The organism is Spongiibacter marinus (assembly GCF_016906995.1).
Classification (GTDB): Bacteria; Pseudomonadota; Gammaproteobacteria; order Pseudomonadales; family Spongiibacteraceae; genus Spongiibacter; species Spongiibacter marinus.
The window spans coordinates 231989-252383 of sequence record NZ_JAFBBD010000005.1 but is presented as its reverse complement, the minus strand read 5'-3'; the positions used below and the strand labels follow the sequence as shown (position 1 = coordinate 252383).

The following is a 20395-nucleotide window of genomic DNA, read 5'->3' as shown; positions in this document are numbered from 1 at the left end:
CCTCTGCAAAGCCATCCCCCTCACAAACTGATCAGAGCCAGTTTGTGAAAAGCGCTTGATCCAGGTCAGCGCAGCCTCGGCTGCGGCCCCGTAGTGTTAGTTTTTGATTGACTTCAATGGGTAGCACCATGCACTACAAAAAAATGGCTGGCACGGCCGCCGTATTCGTTCTCGCCGACCAACATGCCAACAAGCCCGTTGAGCGGCAGGGCGAAATATGGAGCGCGCAGGAACTTCACCTCGACACCACCCCCGCTGCCCTCACCAGCAAACCCAGCATGGCCAGTAGCCTCGCCCTGGAAGGCCTGGAAAGCTACGACCCACCCCGCCACGGCGATGTGCGCGAGGTCAGCGCATTGAATGCGAGTTTTGTGTACATCGAGGCCATCAGGGGCTGGGTGGAGCTAGCGTTGGATACGGAAAGCCACTAAAACAGGGCAGCGGCCCTATTCAGGCTTTACTTAGCGCGAGCCTGCGGCTTTTTTCTGATGTAAATCACCTTGCGCACCCGCGACACAAGTTGCTCGGAGGCATCAACAATGTCTACGGTGAAATGGGCAAAGTACTTGTCGCCGTTTGCAGTGTTATCGCGAATATTCTGGATATCTTCATCTGAAATGGTCATCACCGCCGTGACTTTGGACTGCCCCGGTTTGATAAATTCGATATCTGCAGATTTATCCCATATCAAATAGTCTTTGCCGAAAATCTGCATGAGCAGCAGCATAATGTGGGGGTCAACCATCGAATACAGGCTGCCGCCAAAATGCGTGCCCACCGCGTTGCGGTTATACCAACGCAACGGCATAGAGACCTGCAACTGCTGCCAATCCTGACTGACGTAGTCCACCTTTACCCCAGCGCCGATGTAGGGCGGATAACAATTAAGCATCAATTTAAATAGCCGCGGGGACAACTTCATATCGTCTACCTTACTGTCTGTAAAAAACGGCAGAGGTGTGTATTACCCGCCAGCCGCGTACCGAGCAACGCACACTAACCGATTTATTAATGGCGTGATAGCGCCGCCGGCCGTTTACGCATTTAGCGTCAGGGCGGGGAAAAGGCATTCATCGTATCCAGGGGCGCAGGGCAGTTTCCGACATAAAATCCATAAAACAGCGTACCCGGCGTGAGTCACGCAAATCAGTATGAGTTAGCAACCACAGCTCGGTGGTCACCAATGGCTCATCGCAGGCGGGCAGAAGCTCAGGGTAGCGCGCGGCGATGGGCGCCGTCATTAAGCCGAGCAAAACACCCTGCCGAACCATCGCCACCAACTGGCTGTTGCTATTGGTACGCAAGGTGATTTGCGGGTCGTCGACCATATTGCGGAAGTAGCGATCGCCGTGATTGCTGTCAAAGGCCGCCTGCCAAATGCCCCAAGAAGCCTCATTCAACTCACCGTCGATGCTCTCCAGATACTCCCGTGTGCCATAGGCAAACAGGGAAATATCCGTCAGTTTTCGCCCAACCAACAACTCCGGCGGGTGGTCGGTGATGCGGATAAGAATATCTGCCTGAGACTGGTTCAGGTTGTGTTGCGCAGAAGTGGCAAACACAGTGAGCTCGATATCAGGGTATCGCCGCATAAAATCAGCTAACGGCGCCGACAGATCGATCAATGTGGTCTCGGGAATCGACAGCGTTAAGGGACCGGCCAGCACATCGGATTGGCCGCGCATTTTCCGCTCGAAATTAATACAGCGCTCTTCCACCGCTTCGGCGTCGCTCATCAGGCGTTCGCCGGCAATAGTCAGGCGGTAACCACTCTGGCGGCGGTCAAAGAGCTTTACCTTGCGCCGCGTTTCCAAGCGGTCGATGCGGCGAGCCACGGTGACATGGGTCACACCCAGTTTGCGCGCCGCACTGCTGAGCGAGCCGCTGCGCGCGAGCACGGTGAAGTAGCGAATATCATCCCAGTCCATCTGTACATTTTCTCACAATAATTGTTATTTCATTGAACTAACTATAACAGCGCAGTCTTTCGTAGACTGTAGCGATTCCATCAATTCTGGAGGTTGATGTATGCACAGCGTGCAAGATGCTCAGGCCCTGGCGCTTCGCTATGCGCAGATTGTCGACAACCGAACGTTCGACGCCATGCGCGAGCTACTCGTCGACGACTTTACCCAGCGCGGCCCAGAGTGGCTTTGTGAGAGTGCCGATGCCTTTGTCGGCATGCTGAATCTACTCGCCGATAACTATAGTGCGACCTTTCATTTGGTTGGCAATCAGCTGGGCGAGTGGCAAGGCGACTGCTACGAAGGCGAAACCTACTGCATTGCCTCCCATATCTACGAAAAGGCCGGTCAGGGACGAAAACTGGACATGGGGATTCGCTACCAGGAACAGGTGGTCTACGCCGAAGGGGCTTACCGATACGCCCGCCGGGACGTGACCGTGGTGTGGACCAGCGATCACCCGCTCGATAGCTAAATTCCATTTACACGCACAATAACGAGAGCATAACTATGAACGTACTTGTTGTCGGTGGCTCCGGCTTGATTGGCGGCGACGCGGCCCTCTATCTGAAATCACACGGTCATAACGCAACTATTATGGCGCGCAACAAGCCAACAGCACCGGCGCTGGCGGCCCTGCCTTTTTTGCAGGGAGACTATGTCAACGACGACATGGGCGACGGTCGCCTAAAAGGCTTTGATGCGTTGGTTTTCGCGGCCGCAGCTGATATCCGACAACTGCCGATGGATGGCAGCGTCACGCCGGAAGACTTCTACCGGGAAGTGAACGACAGCGCGGTACCGCGTTTTTTTGCCGCCGCTCGCGAGGCCGGTGTGCGCCGCGCGGTATACATTGGCACCTTCTACCCGCAGGTAGCGGCGCATCGTATTGGCGAGTGCCCCTATGTGACGTCGCGCAGCAATACCGATGAGGCGGTGCGCGCAATGAGCAGCGACAGCTTCACCGTATGCAGCCTGAATTTACCCTTTGTTATGGGCCACATACCGGGGCTGGATATCCCCCATATTGGTGCGCTGGTGGCCTACGCCAGCGGCGCCTTAGAGCTGCCGGTGTTTGCCCCCAAGGGCGGCACAAACCACATTAGCTCTCACTCGGTGGCCCAGGCGACGCTGGCGGCCTTGGATCACGGCGAATCGGGCCGGGCCTATTTACTGGGCGATGAAAATTACAGTTGGAAGGAGTACCTCGAGCTCTGGTTCGAAGCCGCGGGCAACCCGCAAACACTCGAGGTCAGGGAGGACGACCACCCCCTTCTGCCAAATGTGATTATGTTTGCCGGCGCCGGTGCGACGGTTAGCTATGAGCCGGAAGCCGTTGACGAGCTGGGCTACGACCGCCATCAGATCAAAGCGACGATCAACACGCTGATAAACGCCTACGGCGGGAAGTGATCGCTATTACGCAATAGGCCGTCAGCGAGCGTGGCTGGCGGCCTGCTCACTGTGTCACCAATGGCGTTTGGTAAGCGGGCGGCGCCTTCCGCGCCATGCATCACAACCAGTACCGACCGGCCACCGTAGAAGGAAGACACGTCTACAAGGACCACACCATGTTTTCGCTCTTCAAAAAAGACCCCGTCGCCAAGCTCAACAAGGCGTATCTGGCCAAACTGGAAAAAGCGATGCAGGCGCAGCGCAATGGCGATATTAAAGCGTATTCGATGATCACCGCCGAAGCCGAGCAGCTGGCAGACGAGATGCAAAAACTGAAGGAAGCTAAGGAGCCCTCACGCTGATTGAGGCGCTCTGCCAACATCCAATGTCAGGGCGGAGCCCCCACAGTTGAATCGGCTAATTACCCGGCAACTGTCGCATCGAAATGGCCTCGTGTATCGGTAGCGGATGAGAGAGGTGGTAACCTTGCGCCTTGTCCACGCCTAACGCCCTTAACACCTCTAAATCCTCAGACGACTCAATACCCTCGGCAATAATTGAGCAACCAACCGAGCTTGCAAATGCGCAGAGCGCCTTGGCCAAGGCCAGCTTTCTGGGCTTGCAGTGAATATCATGCGTCAGACTGATGTCGAGCTTTATAATATCGGCACCTAGCTCCAGAACATGCTGAAAACTGGCATATCCTGCACCCGCGTCGTCGATAGCGACACGAACGCCCATCTCGCGCAATACTTCTGTGGCGGCCGCAAGCTCCGTGTAGTCGCTGACAGGCGCGTGCTCGGTAACCTCCAAAACAACGCGCCGCGCATCAACTCCCAACAGCGCCTTGCGGACCGCACCGCTCGACACGTGATCAGGTGATGCATTGATGGAGATATAAATATCTTCTCTGAAACGACTTAGCGCGCTTACCGCTTTTCGAATCGCCATCATTTCGAGCTCTTCGCCCAAATCGACCTGTGATGCCTCCGCAAACCAAATATCGGGCGGCCGGTACGGCAACGGCGAAAATCTAGACAGCGACTCGAAACCGACAACGCAATTTTCCTGCAAATTAATAATCGGCTGATAATAGATATCCAACTGCTCCTCGGCCAATACCGACTGAACCCGTCGCATCGCTTCAGTCTTGTTATTTTCAGCCGTAATATTCCGCTCAATGAGGTCACCGGCAATCTCGGAAATGGCACTTAAAAACCGCAGGTCTCGGCGATTCAAGGTCTCATCGGCGACGTTTTTGTAACAGCAGAAGGTTCCGTAAACATCACCTGTCGACAATACAATTGGCACCCCCATATAGGAGCCAATAGACAGCGCCTCGGTCACGGCCAGCTCTCGGGTCACCGTATTACAGGACGTGTCGTGAATGATATTTTCAAGCTTGTTGTCAGCAATTCGTTTGCAATAGGTATCTTCTAAGGGATCTGAGCCACCAACGGACAGTGGAGGTTCACTGCCCTTAGCGTCAACAAACCGGAAAACGCGCTGCTCATCGATAAACTCCGAGATAAAGGCCACATCCATATCGAGGTGCCTCCGGAGGATTGAGAGTAGTTGTTGCAGCCTGTCGTAAAGCCCCTCATCGCATTGTTCTGTTAGAAGAACTGACTCTAAACCCGCATCTTCTTTATTCACCTAACGTGCCCTGCGCGTCGAATACATCAATAAGGTAAAAGAGTAGACGCCCCCGTCGAGACTCACAACTCCGGGCAGCAGATAAATTCAAACGCTAACGGACTCCCCTCAGCGGAAGCGCGGCACCGGAAAACGCGTTGATCGCGGCCGCCTCGCGGGCGAGTCAAACCCCATATAGCGCCAATGTCATTCGCAAGAAAATGGACAAGCGAGGCTGCGCCGCACCCGCTTACACAATATGACCAAAATTCCGGATGTTCGGCCAAATTCACGGCCGCCCCCTGCGCCAAGATAACGCCATGTTTCAGGGAGGCCCCGCCGATGAATACCGACAGTACTCAAACCAGACTTTCGCTCTATCACTACCCGGCATGTCCCTTTTGTGCCTATACCCGCGCGGCGATCAAAAGCTTGAAGCTAGACGTGGCGCAACGGGATATTGCCATTAACCCAGGTTATCGCCGAGAGCTTCGTCAGGGCGGCGGCAAAACGCAGGTTCCCTGCCTGAAAATCGAGACGGGTGGCCAAGTGAAATGGCTGTATGAGTCTCAAGACATCGTCAATTTTCTCAGCCGTCACGCCACCGCTCACAGAGCAAAGAAAGGGGGAAAACGATGAGCCTCTCCACGCCGCAAACACAGCACGCCCCGCATAACTGGCAGCACGACCGGGCCCTTGCCGAGCGCCTAAAGCGCGGCGACAGAAAGGCCTATGCCAGTGCCTACCGCGACTACCACCCCACCATGGTCGGCATCGCCCGCCAATATGTGGAGCACAGCCTTGCCGAGGATGCCGCCCAGAGTGCATGGGTTGCCGCGCTAGAGCGAATGCATCAGTTCGAGGGTCGCTCAACGCTGAAAACCTGGCTGTGTCGAATTACCATTAACGTGGCCCTCACCGCACGCCGAAAACACCGGAGAGAAATTACCGTGTCGGCGGTCCGCTGGTCGGCCTTGGTCGACCAGAGTCATCACAGTCACCCTGACGATGCGCTGAGCGACCCTGAACTCGCCCTGGATACCGCCCGCACATTGCACAAGGTGGATACAAAAATGCGGCGCATGAACCGCGCCCAGGCTAACGCGCTTTACCTCCGCGCCACCAGCGCGATCGATGGCAAACAAATCTCAGAGATCCTGGCACTCTCTCACGCCAATATGCGCGTGATGCTTCACCGAGCGCGAAACCAACTCTCGCCCTGCCGCTAGCGGCGCGCTCATCACCACGTCGCACAAATCCAGCGACCCTAATTCCACTACCCTCTGGTTCACAACGCTATGAAACACTTGCTCAAGCGCCTATCCATTCCCCTTGGCAGCGCGCTACTGCTCACATCACACATCACCCTTGCTGGAGAGTACCCGCAAATCATTCAGCACATACTGGATCGTGGCCTAAGCGTAGTTGCCGACTTCGACGCCACGCCCGACATGCGCGGCTACATTCTGGAATCGCAAGGCAAGCCGATCACCGTCTATGTGAGCAAAGGTCAGCAGCACGCCTTTGTCGGCACCCATATCGACCAAAACGGCAACAATCTCTCCGCTGAGAAAATCGATGCCTTGTACTACCCCGCTATGGCTAGCCAAACCTGGGCCGAGCTTGCATCGAGCCACTGGGTCGCCGACGGCGATAACAGCGCAGCGACGATTATCTACGCCTTTTACGACCCCAACTGCCCCTACTGCCAAGCCTTCCGCGAAGCCGCTAGCCCCTGGGTTCAGTGGGGACAGGTTCAACTCAGGCACATTCTGGTCGGCGTGCTCACGCCCAGCAGCCTGCCCAAAGCCGCGACAATTCTGGGCGCTGCCAATCCGCACACCGCGTATATGCAAAACGTGGCGCAACATAAACACGGCGGCATTGCCGTGCAGGAAAGCGCTCGCATACGCGGCGAACCACAGGTGCGGGCCAACAACCAACTAATGCAAAAACTTGGCGTACCGGCAACGCCAGCCATCTACTACAAAGATGCCGAGGGTCGGCTACGAAAGCACTTGGGCATGCCGCCAGCGCACACGCTAAACCTGATGATGGAGGGGATAACCCAGCCTTAACGTTTTATGGGTTGCTAGAGGGGATAGCGCGCGGCCTACCCATTCAACAGCGCGTCCACCCACTCCAAAAAGCGCACGGCGCCGCGCGTTTCAAAGCTGTTTTTATTCGGCACGTAGTAACACAGGCTCGATGCCACCTCTCGCGTGTCACAGCTTTGCAGCAGCTTGGCATCCACCAAGCGCTTAGCGAGCGTTGTCGAACAGAACACCAGCCCGCGCCCGGCCATTGCCTGCTGAATCCCGAATAACTCCTGGTCAAAGGGAACGCAGTTAAGTTTTGCACCCTGCAGCCTATTCTCCTCCAGCCAAGCGGTGAGTGGCGGCTCCGGCAAGGCAGTGTTTTTCCACTGCGTGGTAAACAGGGTAATTCCCTCGTTCCAGCTGCCAGGAGCCGCCATTCCGGGAGCGCCAAAGACATTGAATGACTCGTGTCGAATGATATCCGAGGGCTCAACTCTCGCGGCATCGCCATAGCGAACAGGTAAAATGTAAGATTGGCTATCCACTGATTCGCCTGTCGATATTTCCAGAGAGATACCCGGGTTCGCCTGTTCAAATTCGTGCTGAGCGGGAATCAGCGCCATCGCCGCCAACGACGAGGTCGTGGACACCCGCACCGCTGTGCCCGCCCTCATCACCTCATCCAGGGCGTTATCAATTTTACGGAACCCCTCCGAGGTTGCCTTTGCCAGGCGCGCCCCTGTTCCGGTTAACGCAATCCGCCTGCCATGGCGATGAAATAAACTGACCGACAAGCGCCCCTCCAAATTACTGATGTGGTGGGAGATCGCCGTTGGCGTTAGCGACAGCTCCTCAGCGGCCAACTTAAAACTGCCCAAACGGGCAGCAGATTCAAACGCTTTAAGTGCCTGCAACGATACTTGCAACGTCCACCTCCCCAACAGTAAGCACTGAGACTTTAGATGAGTTTAGCTCATCTGCAAGTGTGTTTTTATCGTTTGTTCGCCCGTGCACAGCGACACAAAATATCCCTGTCACTAACTGAGCGAGAGAACGGCCATGACAACAATACTCCACATCGATTCAAGCGTAAGAGCAGTAAGCAACCCGAACCCCGAGCATGACTCCCTGTCGAAAAATATCGCGCGGCGATTTATCGAGACATGGAAAAAGCACCGACCTCTAGATGAATATATCTACCGCGATGTTGGCATAAACCCACCGGCATTTATCAACCAAGACTGGATTGGCGCGGTATTTACCCCCGAGCACAACCGCAGCCCGGCACAACAGCAAACACTGGCCCTCTCCGACGAACTGATCGCAGAGGTCGCAGCGGCCGACGTCATCGTCATTTCCTCACCAATGTACAACCACGGTATGCCCGCCCAACTTAAAGCCTGGTTCGACCAAATTGTGCGGATCAATGAAACCTTCGACTTTGACCTATCGCGCGGCGACTACCCCTTGCAGCCACTGCTATCTGGCAAAACCCTAATCATCGTGACGTCCACGGGTGAATTCGGCTTTGAAAAGGGCGGTATCCGCGAGCACTCTGCCCATCTGGTTCCCCACCTGAAAACACTCAGCAAATATTTAGGCGTGGAAACCAGCTATGAAATCGCCTCTGAATACCAGGAATTTGGCGACGACCGGCACCGCCACTCACTCGACCAGGCAAAGGCCCGTGCCGAGCACCTTGCAACCGAACTATGCGGCGCGATGCCGACGCAATCTCCCACAACGGAGGCAGAAAGTGCATAACGCTCTCGAAAGCCGCCTGCCAGAGCACGCAGAAAGCACCATCGAGCTGGCGATTCAGCACGCCAATGCCGGTGGCTTGCCCTTCTCCGCACTGATTATCAATGCACAAGGGGAAATCATCGGCGAAGGCGTCAATCAGGTCGCGCAACAGCTCGACTGCACCGCCCACGCCGAAGTGCAGGCAATACGAAACGCCTCACGCAATACGCGCCGCGTTGCGTTACACGGCGCGACACTCATTGCCTCCGGCGAGCCCTGCTCGCTCTGTTTTATGGCCATCCATATGGCCGGTATCAAAAACGTGATCTGCCTTTCGAGCCGGCATGATGCCGCCGACCACGGCTTCGACTACCGATGGACCTACCGACACATAAACACCAGCCTACTTAATGCGCTTAACGTGGTGATGTTGGAGAACGACAGGAAACTGCTGCCATTTCAGGTGGCAAAACAGCAATTACGTAACAGTAATTAAGCCAACAGCACTAAGGGGTGAAGAGAAACGGCTAATTAAAACCGAAAGCTGAAGCGACTGAAACGCTACCAAAGCCCAGGGTCATTGAGCGCCTCAACACACCGCGTGGGGCCAATCATCGCCTGAACCGCGCTGCCATCGAGTGATTGCGCCAACCAGCCAATCGGCTGACTCAAGGGCCACGGGGCTTTTACAATCGCTTCGGTGATCTGCTTAAAGCCCACTTTGGAATAATAGCCGGGGTCGCCATAGGTAAACACCAACTCAACTCCAAGCGATTTCAGATGATCCAAACCGTATCGAATAAGCGCCTGGCCAACCCCTTTGCCCTGCACATCCGTCGACACCGCAACTGGCGACAAAATAAAGGCACGCTGCCCGCTCGGCACAATAAGCTGACTAAAGAAAATACCGCCAACAACAGCATCGCCTTCCCATGCAGTAAAGCCAATAACCTCAGACGGGGGTGTTGTTGAAATCAGCTCCTTAACGAAATCCGCAATAATCTGCCCTTCTGCCTCTCCTTCAGCATCTGAGAAAACCCGCTGAAACAGCGCGACAACGGGGTTCACATCGGAATCATTGAATAATGCAAGTCTCATCTAACTAGTTGCTCTCAGTGCGAACGACTGCTTGAAACATGTAACGCATTCCGGTTTCTCTCACACTGTCGAGTCAGGCTCGGCATGATTATTCTGCGTTAGCTACCAGAAAGCGCACATCAAATTGGGGGAACGACAGCCCGCCAGTCTTAACTCGTTAATCGCCCCAATCATCGCGATCTTCGAGTAAGAAATTTCGCAGCTCACGTTCGCTGCGCAGAACATATAAGATGAAAATCTTCTTCTCGGCGTGGCGATAAAAAATTCGACAGGGATTGCATACAACTTCACGATAGCGGCTATCTGTCAGTTCCCCGGGAACCTTGCCAGAGCTCGGGTGTTCTTTGAGGCGCTCTACAGCAGAGAACACCCGCTGTACCAGTTCACGCGCTGCTGTAAGATTTTCTATCGCTATGTATTCCGCGATTTCGTTCAGGTCAGATAGGGCCGGCTCAGTCCAGATTAACTCAGCCATTTTTTCATTTTGGCTTTGGCTTCATTATGAGTCAGCGCCCTGCCTTCTTGAACAGCGGACTCTCCTCGAGCGATACCTTCCAAAATTATCATTCTACGCTGAAGGGCTTCAAAGTCTTCGACATCAACAAGATAGGCAGATGGCTTGCCATGCTCTGTGATTAGCACAGGCTCTTTGGATTTATGAAGTTCAGACAATATTTTGGTTGCCTGGCGCTTCAATGTAGTCACTAATTCAGTCTTCATAAAAAGTGACACTACTCTATCACTTCATGCTTTACAAGGGCATTTATGCTCGGCACAAGAGCGGCTTGCCCATAGTAAACAGGCGGATAAGCCGCGCAGTTTAGCGTAGCGATAGGTCGCCACTTGTCAGGCGCGCTTTGGGCGGTTCACTACATGGATTTTCACGCACGCACGACACAAAAACCCATTACGGAAGCTCTCTCCAGAGCCAAGAAGCTACAAACTCAGAGATTTCGCCATACTTGCCTACCTCCAGGTTGAAATAGGCGTCTACTAACTAGCGGGAGGTTCCGCCACGTACTGCTGCGACTGGTTATGTGTTTAGCGCCTTGGCGCAGTAGCCCGAGGCATTTTTATAATCCGGATCGGCGTAGAGGACTGTATCTTTGCCAGCAGCATAGGGCGAATGAACCGTTATCGATTTAGGGTGCTGCTCTTTCAATATCAGTTTGGTGCCGTCCTGAATCTGGATCTTGCCCCCTGAAAATTTTACTTTCTGCAGAACGTCAGCGATGCCGTAGGAATAGCAGAACAAACCATATCCGTCGGACTGCCATTTCATAGTGACAAGGTAAGGCCCCATATTCCCCGTCCATGAACCAGCAAGACCTTCAGGCACTGGCTCAGGTGTGACCGCCACGAAGTTATTATTCATCATGTCACTCATGGGCGACTGGCAACCCGCGAGAATGATTACAAAACCAGCAACTAAGCCCTGCTTAAAAACTTTCATGAAACTCCCTTTTCTCAGGCTCAGAACACATAACATTGGTATACCGCGCACGCTCGATTTTCCCAACGTCAGCTAGCGTAAAAATCTCGTGACGCTCTGATTTTTAATATACATGAGCGTTAACGCGGGAATCGCTTATCGGGATAAACGGGCATGCGCTTAAATCTTCTTGGTGGGGTCTCATAGATATTGCCCATATTTCCTTATGTGGCTGATTTGCTGCGCGCTAAACGAATGCTTTGAACGGCGCGCTTTCCTTGCTGGAGGGTTCAGCATAAAACCTGAACACCCAAAACACTAGCCAAGACAGCACATCAATTATTATATGCGGCGCTTGCAGAAGGCTGTATTCGCGGGTCTGAAGACATAGAAGGGAAAATAGCGGCGCCTGGGCTTTAAGGCGGGGAGGATGCTTGGCGCGAAACAGCGCCAAGCGGGTAAGCGCGGGTGCTAGCTCTGCATCATTTCAATAATGGCAGAGAAGTCTCGCTGGGCGTTGCCGTCTTTGCCGGCAAAGCTGGCATAGAGGCTGCGCGCCAATGCACCCATGGGCACCGCGCTTTGGGTTTTCAGGCTGTTTTCCATCGCCAGCCCCAGGTCTTTGAGCATCAGCTGGGCCATAAAGCCGGGCTGGTAGTCGTTGCTGGCCGGGGTGGCGGGCATAACGCCGGGTACCGGGTTGTAGTTTTGCAGTGACCAGTTGTCGCCGGAGCTGTTCTTCATAATCTCTGACAATACGCTGGCATCCAGGCCGTTATTTAAGCCCAGCTGCAGCGCTTCGGCGGTGCCTACCATATGAACGGCCAGCAGCATGTTGTTGCACATCTTGGCGATTTGGCCAGCGCCGTGGTCGCCAGCGTGGAAGATTTTTTTACCCATCCCCGCCAGGATTTTTTCTGCGCGAGCAAAGCCGGCCTCGCTGCCGCCGCACATAAAGGCGAGTGTTCCCGCCTGAGCGGCTTTTACGCCACCGGATACCGGCGCGTCTAACATATCCAGCCCTGCGGCCTCGGCCGCCGCGCCAACTTCGCGGGCGGTTTCGGCATCAATGGTGCTGCAGTCGAGGATGAGCGTGCCTTTTTGCGCCTTGGCAATCAGGCCCGCCTCGCCAAGGTATAAACCGGCCACGTGCTTACCGGCGGGCAGCATACTAAGAATCACTTCGGCGCCATCAATGGCCGCTTCAGCGGTGCTGGCACACTGCGCGCCCTGCTCGGCTAGCGCTTGCATGGCGGACTGAGACAGGTCAAAAACGGTCAGGCTGTGGCCTGCCTTGAGTAGATTGGCCGCCATTGGGCCACCCATATTTCCCAAGCCGATAAATGCAATGCTGCTCATGGTGTTCTCCTTATTGCGGCCCCTGGAAGGCGCGGCGGTATGGTTATAAATCGTGCAGTGGATGTTCTGACCAAGGGGCGTCGAAGTAAGCGCCTACTTCGACGCTGTCTATCGCTTCGTAGCTGCTGTGGCGCCACTGGGGATTTTTATCTTTGTCGATTAACAAGGCGCGCACACCCTCGGCGAAGTCGCTGTTACGCACCACATTGGTGGACAGTACTAGCTCAGCGCGAAATACCTCGCGCAGGCTCAGGCCGTCGGCGCGGCGCAATTGCTCCAAGATTAGGCGTGCACTCAATGGCGAACCCGCAGACAAGGTTGCCGCCGCTTTTTGCAGCCAGGGGTTGTCGCTGGATAGCTCAGTGATGGCCTTGATGGCGGCAATATCATCGCCCTCGCAGAGCTGATTAATTACTGGCGCCGCAGGCTCGACATTGGCCTCGGGAAGCGCCGCTTGCGAGGCTTCTATATGGCTGGCCATCAGGCTGTACAGGCGCTCGTGATTGTCGCTGACATCGTCGGACCACAGCTCGTTGGCCATCGCTGCCAACACTTCGTCGCGGCGGCGGTTTTCAATAAAGCCCTCGGCCAAGCCGAGGTACAGGGCGTCGCGGCCATTGAAGGACGCGCCGGTTAGCGCCAGGAAACGCCCACAGTGGCCAGGCATACGATTTAGGAAATAACTGCCACCCACGTCGGGGTAGAGGCCGATGGTAATTTCCGGCATCGCCAGACGGGATTTTTCGGTGACAACGCGATAACTGCCCGCCGCGAAGATACCCAAACCGCCGCCCATAACAATGCCGTGGCCCCACACCACAACGGGTTTGGCGAACTGGTGCAGCGCGTAGTCGAGGCGATATTCCCGCTCGAAGAAGCGCTCGGCGTATTCGCAGGGGCCGCCCGGTGTTTCGGTTGCGGAGCGATACAGAGCCTGCACGTCGCCACCTGCACAGAAGGCTTTTTCACCGGCAGCGGTAATAAACAGGCAGGCGATATCGCGGCGATCACGCCACTCAGCCAGCTGCGTTAGCATGGCCTCGACCATGCCGAGGTTAAGGGAGTTCAGCGTTTTTTCTACATTGAGGGTGACAATGCCCAGCTTCTGACCGCTGGCGGTGTCGCGCTCTTCAAATAGTACGTCCTGGCTTGTGCTCATTAGGCGTTTTTCCACTCCGGTTGCCGTTTTTCCAAAAAGGCATTCACGCCTTCTTTTTGGTCGACGGTATCAAACAGTTGCACAAAACGCTCGCGCTCCAGAATCAGCCCTTTTGGCATGACGGCATCGCGCGCTTCGTGGATTAACGCTTTGCAGAAGCTGACGGCCACTGGGCTTTGCTGGGCAACAGCGCTTGCCATATTCAGCGCCGCCTGCAGCGACTCGCCACGGGGCACTAGCTCTTCCACCAAGCCGATGCGGTGCGCCGTTTCGGCATTCACTCGCTCGCCACACAGAATCATGCGCTTGGCCCAGCCCGCACCCACCAGGGCAGTGAGGCGCTGGGTGCCACCCGCGCAGGGCAACAGGCCAACCTTGGCCTCGGGCAGCGCCAGTTGTGCCTGCTCTTCCGCAATACGGATGTCGCAGGCCAGCGCACATTCCAAACCACCGCCCATCGCGAAGCCGTTAATGGCGGCAATGCTCACGCCGCGAAAATCGGCTAAGGCTTCAAACGCCTGACCAAACTTCAGGCCGATATCTTGCGCCACGGCTTTGTCGCCGCTGGCAAACATTTTCAGATCGGCCCCGGCGGAGAAGAACTTTTCGCCGCTGCCGGTGATCACCAAGGCGTAGATATTTTTGTCGGCGTTGAGCGCAGCAATCAGCGTTTTCAAGCCACTCAGGGATTCAGCGTCCCAGGTGTTGGCGGCGGGGTTATTGATGGTTACCACTGCTGTGTGGCCCTGCACGTCAAGCTGTAATTTTTCAGTTGGACTCATGCTCATTTAATCACCTCCAGTGCGCCTTCCATTAAGATTCGACGGGCGATAATCACCCGCATAATTTCGTTGGTACCCTCCAGAATTTGATGTACGCGACTGTCGCGCAGGTGCCGCTCCAAGGGGTACTCACGTATGTAGCCATAGCCGCCGTGCAGCTGCAGCGCGGCATTGCACACGTCAAAGCCCACGTCGGTGGCAAAGCGCTTGGCCATGGCGCAGTAGCTGCTGGCCTCTGGGTGGCCGGTGTCGAGTTTAAACGCCGCCAGCCGGACCATTTGCCGCGCGGCAACAAGCTGGGTGGCCATATCGGCCAGGGTAAATTGGGTGTTTTGAAAATCGGCAATGGCCTGGCCAAATTGCTCACGCTCTTTCACGTAGGCGGTTGCCGTTTCCAGTGCGGCTTGCGCGGTGCCAATAGAGCAGGTGGCAATATTAATGCGGCCGCCGTCCAGGCCTTGCATTGCAATGCGAAAGCCCTGCCCCTCGTCGCCGAGGCGGTTGGCAGCGGGCACCCGCACATTGTCAAAGGTAACCGTAGCGGTCGGCTGGCTGTTCCAGCCCATTTTTTCTTCCGGCTTACCGTAGCTGATGCCCGCACTATCGGCGGGAATGGCAAAGGCGCTAATACCTTTGGGGCCAGGCTCGCCGGTGCGCAGCATGGCAACCAACATGTCGGTGGCGCCGGCGCCAGAGATAAACATTTTGCTGCCATTCACAATGTAGTGCTCACCGCCGCGGCGAGCAGTGCTGCGCAGGTTGCCCGCATCGGAGCCGGCACCGGGCTCGGTAAGGCAGTACGAGGCCAACGCCTCGCCAGTCACCAAAGCTGGGCACAGCGCTTCAACCAACTCAGGCTGGCCGTAGTGGCCGATCATGCTGGTGGCCATATTATGGATGGTTAAAAACGCCGCCGTAGAGGTGCAGCCGCGGGCCAACTCTTCAACAATCAGACTGGTATCCAAACGACTCATGCCCAAGCCCCCGGCAGATTCCGGGGTATACATGCCCATGAACCCCAGCTCTCCGGCTTGACGCAGTGCGTCTTTAGGGAAGATGTGTTCGGCGTCCCACTTTGCGGCGTTGGGCATGAACACACCCTCGGCAAACTGGCGCGCGCTCAGGGCATAGGCCTGCTGGTCGTCGTTTAATTCAAAATCCATAACTGCGTTACCTTAACCACAACTCACTTATGCGCCAGGCGCCAAACCCGCGGCATGCTCGGCAGCGATCGCTGAGGCAAATAGCTGCTCATCGGCGGGAAGCTGTTTGGTTTGAGCCAACGGCCGCGACACCCAGGTAATGTTTACCAGGTCTAGCCAGCTAATATTATTGTTAGTGCCATTGCCGCCCCAACTGCCACAACCGAGCGAAAAGGTCTGGCGCATACCATTCCAAACATTACCACTATTCGACGGCGCTTGCGGCTGATTTACCATCACCCGCGAGGTAAACGTTTGCTCGGCATAGCGCTGGATATTGTCATCGCTGCGCGAGTAGATGCCGCAGCTATGCCCCTGCCCCTGATACGCCTGAATGGCATTGGTGGTGGCAATGGCCTCGCCCAGGTCGGCCACCCGATAGAAGGCCATTACCACCGACATTTTTTCCCCTGAGAAAGGATGCTCGGCGCCCGCGCCGGTTTCCGGCACGATGAAAAACTGTTTGCCCTCAGGCAGATCGATACCCGCCATTGCTGCCAATACCGATGCCGGCTGGGCAACAATTTTGCTATTGATGTGGCCATCTTCCCAGATCAACGCCTGCAAGCGCTGCTTTTCTTCGCTGTTGCAAATATAGCCGCCCTCGGCCCGAAGCTTGTCGAGCAGGCTGTCGGCAATAGTCTCAAACGCCACCACCGAGTTATCGGAGGAACACGACGCTGCCAGATCCAGGGTTTTTGAAATACGAATTTTCTCCGCCGCCATCTCCAGGTCGGCGGTGTCATCAACCACAATCACCGCATTGCCCGCGCCAACGCCCAGTGCAGGCGTGCCGCTGGCATAGGCCGATTTCACCATTGCCGCGCCACCGGTGGCCAGAATGCGGTCGCACTGCTTCATTAATTCGTTGGTGCTTTCCAATGAGGGCTGCTCAATCGCGATGACCAAGTCCTCGGGGGCGCCCATCGCGGCGATGGCGGCGCGCATGCGATCGCAGATCATTTTATTGGTGAGCTTGGAGCGCGGGTGCGGCGCAATAATGATGGCATTGCGCCCTTTTACGGCAAAAATAGACTTAATCACCGGCGTCGCTTCGGGGTTAGTGCAGGGTGCCAAGGCGCCTATCACGCCGACGGGCTTCGCGATTTTAACAATATTGCGCTCGCGATCTTCTTCGATCACACCCACGGATTTGTCGTGCAAAATATCGAACAGGGTTGCCCGCGTTTTCTTGGCGATTTTTAAATACTTGCCCTCGTAGTTACCCAGCTGGGTTTCCTCTACGGTAAAGCGCGCCACGTCTTCGGCAACGCCGGGTTTGGCAACCGCCCACACCATGGCGGTGATCAATTCATCAACCTGCTGCTGGCTGTAGTGCGCAATTTGCTGCTGAGCAGCTCGCGACCGCGCCATCAAACCTGCAATATAGTCGGCGGCGTTGGCCTCTGGCTGTTGGGTATTTTCCATGGTGTTTACCTGCTGATCTCTGTGCCCCAGCACCGCGCATAGGACGGAATTGTTAACAGGTCGCTATAAAACCACAGCCAAGCTGGCTTCTGGATTGACTATATTGGGCTATTGATGGACTATATTGCTACGCCAAAGAACCACTCCGGCTAGGCAATAATTATGAGCATCACCTCTGACTGGCCCCTTCCCCCCAATGGCGTGCGCTTCCTTACGCCGCAGCGCGTCGCCCAACAACTGGCCGCCCACCCACTGAGCGAAGCCCTGTATCCACTGGCCATGGGCTACTACCCTTATGCCCACGGCCACCGTATGGAGCGGGATCAGCACGACAGTTTTCTGCTGATCTACTGCATTGATGGCAGCGGTGTTCTGCGCAGTGGTGAGCGCCAGTTCAGCATTGCCAGCGGGGATTTAATTTTGTTGCCCAAGGGCATGGCGCACCAGTACGCTGCGGACGACGACACACCGTGGACCATTTACTGGCTACACTTTGACGGCCGATTGGCCGACGACTTTTATCGCCACTGTCAGCTACACACTCCGCATATCCATATTGGCGTTCAACCCCGCGTGGTACGCATATTTGACGGCCTGTCAGAGTTGCGACGCAGTGCCTATCAACTCGCCGAGTTTATTCAGGGCTGTCATCAGTTGCAGGCCCTGTTGAGCTACATCGCCCTGCTGGTTCGCCAGCAACCCTCACGTGGCGGCAAACGCCTGGACTGGGAACATATTCGCGCGGTAATGCAGGAGCATATTCACGGCCAGCTGAACTTAGAGACACTCGCAGCCAGCGCCAATATGTCGAAGTATCACTTTATTAAAAAGTTTAAGGCCTGGAGCGGGCAGTCGCCGATTCAGTACTTTATTCATATGAAAATACAGCGCGCCTGCTACCTGCTGGACAGCACGGCAATGTCGGTAAAGGAAGTGGCAGCCACGTTGGGTTATGACGACATGTATTATTTTTCACGGCTTTTTAAAAAAGTGCTGGGCATTGCGCCCAGCGACTACCGGCGCCATCGAGGCGCTATTCCGTCACGCCCTTAGACCAGCAGCTCCCCGGCCAATACGGTGCGGGCACTACCCGATAAAACGACCCGATCGCCATGTATGGCAATACTAACGTTGCCACCGCGCGCGGAAATTTGCCGCGCCTGGAACGTATCGCGACCGAGCTTTTGCTGCCAGTAATGCGCCAACGCGCAGTGCGCCGAACCCGTTACAGGGTCCTCTTCAATACCGACAGCCGGTGCGAAGAAGCGAGATACGAAGTCATGCTTCTCGCCGCGAGCGGTAACGATTAAGCCCCTTACATTCAGGGCGGAGATAGCTGCGCTGTCAGCCATAAAATTCTCCACCGCATGCTGATCCGTCAGCTCTAGCAACAGGTCTTCCCCTGCCGTTGCCGCCGCTGCGGCGCCACTGGTTAGGCTGGCCGGCCAGCTGTCAAAGCTACAGCTTTGCGTCACACACAGGGGAAAGTCCATCGACATACCATCGCCACGACGCTGCACACGCAACTCACCGCTCAGGGTGTCAAAGCGCAAGGTGTCGGCGCCGATCTGACACTGCTCCCATAGGGCGTGCGCACAAGCCAGCGTTGCATGACCGCAGAGGGACACCTCCGCTTTCGGGGTAAACCAGCGCAGACTCCAGCATTCTCCTTGGCTGTCCAGTGGCTGAAGAAATGCGGTTTCAGAGAGGTTAAATTCCGCAGCGATCTTTTGCAGACTTTCGTCATCGAGTTGACGGTTTTGTAAAACGACCGCGGCCGGGTTACCGGAGAACGGCTGGTCACTGAAGGCATCGACAATAAAACTTTTCATGTGTTGTTTTCCTTGTAGCGCATTAGCCGTAAGCGCCCTTGAGTATGTCTTCACAAAGTTGTGGCAACACTACACTGGCAGGGCCCTGGCGATGCTCAGCAAATTCGCTGGCGGGGCTCGCCGGCTCGATATTAACCTCAATACTGTGCGCACCGGCACGGCGCGCCTCATGAACGAAGCCAGCGGCGGGATACACCTGCCCGGAGGTGCCTATGGCAATAAATAACTGACACTGAGACAACGCCTGCTGAATATCGTCCATATACAGCGGCATCTCGCCAAACCATACCACGTGGGGACGCAGTGTCTGCGGCAAATTACAGCATTCACAATGCTGTGATGGCAGCAGATCCTGCTGGATCTCAAAACACTGGCCGCTAGTGGCGCAGCGCATCTTCAACAGCTCGCCGTGCATGTGCAGCAGCTTATTCGAACCGGCCCGCTCGTGAAGGTTGTCGATATTTTGGGTAACCAGTAGCAGGTCACCGGCAAAGTGTTCCTCCAACTCCGCCAGCGCAATATGCGCGGGATTGGGCGCAATATCCGCTGACAATAATTGCTGACGGCGACGGTTGTAAAAGTCATGAACTCGCTCGGGGTTACGCGCGAACCCCTCCGGGGTCGCCACCTCTTCAATGCGGTGCTCTTCCCAAAGGCCATCGGCCGCGCGAAAGGTCTGTATGCCCGACTCGGCGGAAATACCCGCGCCCGTTAACACAACAATGCGTGACAGGGTTTGGCTACTCATCTACGACGCCCTCCAAAGGCTTCTCCATAAAGCGCGCGCTGCCGTACTCCGGCCGCAGTTGGTAGTCGACGAAGCCAAAGCGTTGATAGCTGTGCCGGGCAGCGGTATTGCCCTCTAATACCTCCAACGTCAGCTTGCAGTAACCGCGCCTCTGCGCCAGTGTTTGAATATGCTCCAGCATGGCCGAACACACGCCGCGTTGGCGCCAGGCGGGGCGTACGATAATGTCGTGGACATTCAACAGCGGTTTGGCTTTGAAGGTGGAAAATCCCACAAAGGCGTTGATCAGGCCAATGGCTTGCCCGCCGTCCCAGGCGATGACACTGATCGCCCCCGGCTGCTCGGCCAGCGCATCACACAAACTTGATACCACTTCTGGAGCCAGCGCTTCTGCACCACCCATTGGGTCTTTGGCGTAGCACTCCATCAGCGACACGATCGCCTCACAATCACTCTCACAGGCATAGTCCGCCAGGCGACACTGCCAGTCTTTCATTTGTTTCTCCCAACTTGCCAAACGCGCTTACGGCCCGCGGCGCACCACTTACCTGGCGCGTCATATTCACACTTCTAGCGGCC

26 protein-coding genes are annotated in these 20395 nt (G+C 55.8%); 10 read left to right on the top strand and 16 right to left on the bottom strand.

The features are described from left to right. Positions 1-128: 128 nt before the first annotated feature. Positions 129-431, top strand: coding sequence for a hypothetical protein (locus tag HNR64_RS09600; protein ID WP_239547750.1), 303 nt, complete (start codon positions 129-131; stop codon positions 429-431). A 26-nt stretch (positions 432-457) separates the two neighbouring features. Here the strand turns inward: HNR64_RS09600 and HNR64_RS09595 are convergent, their stop codons facing one another. After that, positions 458-922 carry a DUF4442 domain-containing protein gene (locus HNR64_RS09595; RefSeq protein WP_204996270.1) on the bottom strand — a complete coding sequence of 155 codons (465 nt, stop codon included), beginning with the start codon at positions 920-922 and terminating at the stop codon, positions 458-460. 148 nt (positions 923-1070) lie between these two features. Further along, on the bottom strand, positions 1071-1928 hold the full coding sequence (locus tag HNR64_RS09590) for a LysR family transcriptional regulator (protein ID WP_204996269.1): 858 nt from the start codon (positions 1926-1928) through the stop codon (positions 1071-1073). Positions 1929-2028: 100 nt separating this feature from the next. Here HNR64_RS09590 and HNR64_RS09585 point away from each other — a divergent pair, with 100 nt between their 5' ends. The 3 genes from HNR64_RS09585 (at position 2029) to HNR64_RS09575 (ending at position 3721) form a co-directional block, all read left to right on the top strand. Beyond that, a complete protein-coding gene (locus HNR64_RS09585; protein WP_204996268.1) occupies positions 2029-2439 on the top strand; it encodes a nuclear transport factor 2 family protein in 411 nt (136 codons plus the stop codon). Positions 2440-2474: 35 nt separating this feature from the next. Then, positions 2475-3377 carry an NAD-dependent epimerase/dehydratase family protein gene (locus HNR64_RS09580; RefSeq protein WP_204996267.1) on the top strand — a complete coding sequence of 301 codons (903 nt, stop codon included), beginning with the start codon at positions 2475-2477 and terminating at the stop codon, positions 3375-3377. 158 nt (positions 3378-3535) lie between these two features. Further along, the gene (locus tag HNR64_RS09575; protein ID WP_204996266.1) at positions 3536-3721 is read left to right on the top strand and encodes a DUF6435 family protein; all 186 of its coding nucleotides are present in this window, start codon (positions 3536-3538) and stop codon (positions 3719-3721) included. A gap of 55 nt (positions 3722-3776) precedes the next feature. Here HNR64_RS09575 and HNR64_RS09570 read toward each other — a convergent pair whose 3' ends face one another. Beyond that, a complete protein-coding gene (locus HNR64_RS09570) occupies positions 3777-5015 on the bottom strand; it encodes a sensor domain-containing phosphodiesterase (RefSeq protein WP_338061845.1) in 1239 nt (412 codons plus the stop codon). Between the two features lie 321 nt (positions 5016-5336). Between HNR64_RS09570 and HNR64_RS09565 the strand changes: the two genes are divergently transcribed. The 3 genes from HNR64_RS09565 to dsbG all read left to right on the top strand — a co-directional run bounded on the left by HNR64_RS09565 (position 5337) and on the right by dsbG (position 7072). Next, on the top strand, positions 5337-5633 hold the full coding sequence (locus HNR64_RS09565) for a glutaredoxin family protein (RefSeq protein WP_204996264.1): 297 nt from the start codon (positions 5337-5339) through the stop codon (positions 5631-5633). After that, positions 5630-6223 (top strand): RNA polymerase sigma factor, encoded by a 594-nt coding sequence (locus tag HNR64_RS09560; RefSeq protein ID WP_204996263.1) that lies wholly within the window; start codon positions 5630-5632, stop codon positions 6221-6223. The genes HNR64_RS09565 and HNR64_RS09560 overlap by 4 nt, the downstream gene beginning before the upstream one ends. A gap of 69 nt (positions 6224-6292) precedes the next feature. Beyond that, positions 6293-7072: a thiol:disulfide interchange protein DsbG gene (gene dsbG, locus HNR64_RS09555; RefSeq protein WP_204996262.1), complete on the top strand. Its 780-nt coding sequence runs from the start codon at positions 6293-6295 to the stop codon at positions 7070-7072. Positions 7073-7107: 35 nt separating this feature from the next. Here dsbG and HNR64_RS09550 read toward each other — a convergent pair whose 3' ends face one another. After that, complete coding sequence (locus HNR64_RS09550; RefSeq protein WP_204996261.1) at positions 7108-7959, bottom strand: LysR family transcriptional regulator; 852 nt, start codon at positions 7957-7959, stop codon at positions 7108-7110. 133 nt (positions 7960-8092) lie between these two features. On the opposite strand from HNR64_RS09550, the gene HNR64_RS09545 reads away from it, so the two are divergent. Both HNR64_RS09545 and HNR64_RS09540 read left to right on the top strand, forming a co-directional pair. Next, positions 8093-8797: an FMN-dependent NADH-azoreductase gene (locus HNR64_RS09545; RefSeq protein WP_204996260.1), complete on the top strand. Its 705-nt coding sequence runs from the start codon at positions 8093-8095 to the stop codon at positions 8795-8797. Further along, positions 8790-9272 carry a deaminase gene (locus HNR64_RS09540; RefSeq protein ID WP_204996259.1) on the top strand — a complete coding sequence of 161 codons (483 nt, stop codon included), beginning with the start codon at positions 8790-8792 and terminating at the stop codon, positions 9270-9272. The genes HNR64_RS09545 and HNR64_RS09540 overlap by 8 nt, the downstream gene beginning before the upstream one ends. A 65-nt stretch (positions 9273-9337) precedes the next feature. On the opposite strand, the gene HNR64_RS09535 is transcribed toward HNR64_RS09540, so the two are convergent. The 9 genes from HNR64_RS09535 to HNR64_RS09495 all read right to left on the bottom strand — a co-directional run bounded on the left by HNR64_RS09535 (position 9338) and on the right by HNR64_RS09495 (position 17236). After that, the gene (locus HNR64_RS09535) at positions 9338-9874 is read right to left on the bottom strand and encodes a GNAT family N-acetyltransferase (RefSeq protein ID WP_204996258.1); all 537 of its coding nucleotides are present in this window, start codon (positions 9872-9874) and stop codon (positions 9338-9340) included. Between the two features lie 157 nt (positions 9875-10031). After that, positions 10032-10349, bottom strand: a complete 318-nt coding sequence (locus HNR64_RS09530; RefSeq protein WP_204996257.1) for a type II toxin-antitoxin system RelE/ParE family toxin — start codon at positions 10347-10349, stop codon at positions 10032-10034. Continuing rightward, complete coding sequence (locus HNR64_RS09525) at positions 10337-10594, bottom strand: type II toxin-antitoxin system Phd/YefM family antitoxin (RefSeq protein ID WP_204996256.1); 258 nt, start codon at positions 10592-10594, stop codon at positions 10337-10339. Before HNR64_RS09525 ends, HNR64_RS09530 begins: the two co-directional genes overlap by 13 nt. Positions 10595-10907: 313 nt before the next feature. Beyond that, entirely contained in the window at positions 10908-11327 is a 420-nt protein-coding gene (locus HNR64_RS09520) for a J517_1871 family lipoprotein (protein WP_204996255.1), read from the bottom strand. 450 nt (positions 11328-11777) lie between these two features. Then, complete coding sequence (gene mmsB, locus HNR64_RS09515) at positions 11778-12665, bottom strand: 3-hydroxyisobutyrate dehydrogenase (RefSeq protein WP_204996254.1); 888 nt, start codon at positions 12663-12665, stop codon at positions 11778-11780. Positions 12666-12708: 43 nt separating this feature from the next. Next, complete coding sequence (locus HNR64_RS09510) at positions 12709-13824, bottom strand: enoyl-CoA hydratase/isomerase family protein (protein ID WP_204996253.1); 1116 nt, start codon at positions 13822-13824, stop codon at positions 12709-12711. Then, positions 13824-14612 (bottom strand): enoyl-CoA hydratase, encoded by a 789-nt coding sequence (locus HNR64_RS09505; protein WP_204996252.1) that lies wholly within the window; start codon positions 14610-14612, stop codon positions 13824-13826. Before HNR64_RS09505 ends, HNR64_RS09510 begins: the two co-directional genes overlap by 1 nt. Next, positions 14609-15769: an acyl-CoA dehydrogenase family protein gene (locus HNR64_RS09500; RefSeq protein ID WP_204996251.1), complete on the bottom strand. Its 1161-nt coding sequence runs from the start codon at positions 15767-15769 to the stop codon at positions 14609-14611. The genes HNR64_RS09505 and HNR64_RS09500 overlap by 4 nt, the downstream gene beginning before the upstream one ends. Positions 15770-15796: 27 nt before the next feature. Next, positions 15797-17236, bottom strand: coding sequence for an aldehyde dehydrogenase family protein (locus tag HNR64_RS09495; RefSeq protein WP_204996250.1), 1440 nt, complete (start codon positions 17234-17236; stop codon positions 15797-15799). A 162-nt stretch (positions 17237-17398) separates the two neighbouring features. Here HNR64_RS09495 and HNR64_RS09490 point away from each other — a divergent pair, with 162 nt between their 5' ends. Further along, positions 17399-18289 carry an AraC family transcriptional regulator gene (locus HNR64_RS09490; protein ID WP_204996249.1) on the top strand — a complete coding sequence of 297 codons (891 nt, stop codon included), beginning with the start codon at positions 17399-17401 and terminating at the stop codon, positions 18287-18289. On the opposite strand, the gene HNR64_RS09485 is transcribed toward HNR64_RS09490, so the two are convergent. Genes HNR64_RS09485 through HNR64_RS09475 form a run of 3 tightly spaced genes read right to left on the bottom strand, consistent with a single transcriptional unit; the run spans position 18286 to position 20312 of the window. Further along, positions 18286-19068, bottom strand: coding sequence for a PhzF family phenazine biosynthesis protein (locus tag HNR64_RS09485; RefSeq protein WP_204996248.1), 783 nt, complete (start codon positions 19066-19068; stop codon positions 18286-18288). The genes HNR64_RS09490 and HNR64_RS09485 overlap by 4 nt on opposite strands. 22 nt (positions 19069-19090) lie before the next feature. Next, positions 19091-19816 (bottom strand): Sir2 family NAD+-dependent deacetylase, encoded by a 726-nt coding sequence (gene cobB, locus HNR64_RS09480; protein ID WP_204996247.1) that lies wholly within the window; start codon positions 19814-19816, stop codon positions 19091-19093. After that, a complete protein-coding gene (locus tag HNR64_RS09475; protein WP_204996246.1) occupies positions 19809-20312 on the bottom strand; it encodes a GNAT family N-acetyltransferase in 504 nt (167 codons plus the stop codon). The genes cobB and HNR64_RS09475 overlap by 8 nt, the downstream gene beginning before the upstream one ends. Between the last annotated feature and the right edge of the window lie 83 nt (positions 20313-20395).

Excerpts from the sequence above, each read along its gene's own strand:
- HNR64_RS09600 (WP_239547750.1), top strand. The coding sequence starts at position 129 with ATGCACTACAAAAAAATGGCTGGCACGGCCGCCGTATTCGTTCTCGCC.
- HNR64_RS09595 (WP_204996270.1), bottom strand. The coding sequence starts at position 922 with ATGAAGTTGTCCCCGCGGCTATTTAAATTGATGCTTAATTGTTATCCG.
- HNR64_RS09590 (WP_204996269.1), bottom strand. The coding sequence starts at position 1,928 with ATGGACTGGGATGATATTCGCTACTTCACCGTGCTCGCGCGCAGCGGC.
- HNR64_RS09585 (WP_204996268.1), top strand. The coding sequence starts at position 2,029 with ATGCACAGCGTGCAAGATGCTCAGGCCCTGGCGCTTCGCTATGCGCAG.
- HNR64_RS09580 (WP_204996267.1), top strand. The coding sequence starts at position 2,475 with ATGAACGTACTTGTTGTCGGTGGCTCCGGCTTGATTGGCGGCGACGCG.
- HNR64_RS09575 (WP_204996266.1), top strand. The coding sequence starts at position 3,536 with ATGTTTTCGCTCTTCAAAAAAGACCCCGTCGCCAAGCTCAACAAGGCG.
- HNR64_RS09565 (WP_204996264.1), top strand. The coding sequence starts at position 5,337 with ATGAATACCGACAGTACTCAAACCAGACTTTCGCTCTATCACTACCCG.
- HNR64_RS09560 (WP_204996263.1), top strand. The coding sequence starts at position 5,630 with ATGAGCCTCTCCACGCCGCAAACACAGCACGCCCCGCATAACTGGCAG.
- dsbG (WP_204996262.1), top strand. The coding sequence starts at position 6,293 with ATGAAACACTTGCTCAAGCGCCTATCCATTCCCCTTGGCAGCGCGCTA.
- HNR64_RS09545 (WP_204996260.1), top strand. The coding sequence starts at position 8,093 with ATGACAACAATACTCCACATCGATTCAAGCGTAAGAGCAGTAAGCAAC.
- HNR64_RS09535 (WP_204996258.1), bottom strand. The coding sequence starts at position 9,874 with ATGAGACTTGCATTATTCAATGATTCCGATGTGAACCCCGTTGTCGCG.
- HNR64_RS09530 (WP_204996257.1), bottom strand. The coding sequence starts at position 10,349 with ATGGCTGAGTTAATCTGGACTGAGCCGGCCCTATCTGACCTGAACGAA.
- HNR64_RS09525 (WP_204996256.1), bottom strand. The coding sequence starts at position 10,594 with ATGAAGACTGAATTAGTGACTACATTGAAGCGCCAGGCAACCAAAATA.
- HNR64_RS09520 (WP_204996255.1), bottom strand. The coding sequence starts at position 11,327 with ATGAAAGTTTTTAAGCAGGGCTTAGTTGCTGGTTTTGTAATCATTCTC.
- mmsB (WP_204996254.1), bottom strand. The coding sequence starts at position 12,665 with ATGAGCAGCATTGCATTTATCGGCTTGGGAAATATGGGTGGCCCAATG.
- HNR64_RS09510 (WP_204996253.1), bottom strand. The coding sequence starts at position 13,824 with ATGAGCACAAGCCAGGACGTACTATTTGAAGAGCGCGACACCGCCAGC.
- HNR64_RS09505 (WP_204996252.1), bottom strand. The coding sequence starts at position 14,612 with ATGAGCATGAGTCCAACTGAAAAATTACAGCTTGACGTGCAGGGCCAC.
- HNR64_RS09500 (WP_204996251.1), bottom strand. The coding sequence starts at position 15,769 with ATGGATTTTGAATTAAACGACGACCAGCAGGCCTATGCCCTGAGCGCG.
- HNR64_RS09495 (WP_204996250.1), bottom strand. The coding sequence starts at position 17,236 with ATGGAAAATACCCAACAGCCAGAGGCCAACGCCGCCGACTATATTGCA.
- HNR64_RS09490 (WP_204996249.1), top strand. The coding sequence starts at position 17,399 with ATGAGCATCACCTCTGACTGGCCCCTTCCCCCCAATGGCGTGCGCTTC.
- HNR64_RS09485 (WP_204996248.1), bottom strand. The coding sequence starts at position 19,068 with ATGAAAAGTTTTATTGTCGATGCCTTCAGTGACCAGCCGTTCTCCGGT.
- cobB (WP_204996247.1), bottom strand. The coding sequence starts at position 19,816 with ATGAGTAGCCAAACCCTGTCACGCATTGTTGTGTTAACGGGCGCGGGT.
- HNR64_RS09475 (WP_204996246.1), bottom strand. The coding sequence starts at position 20,312 with ATGAAAGACTGGCAGTGTCGCCTGGCGGACTATGCCTGTGAGAGTGAT.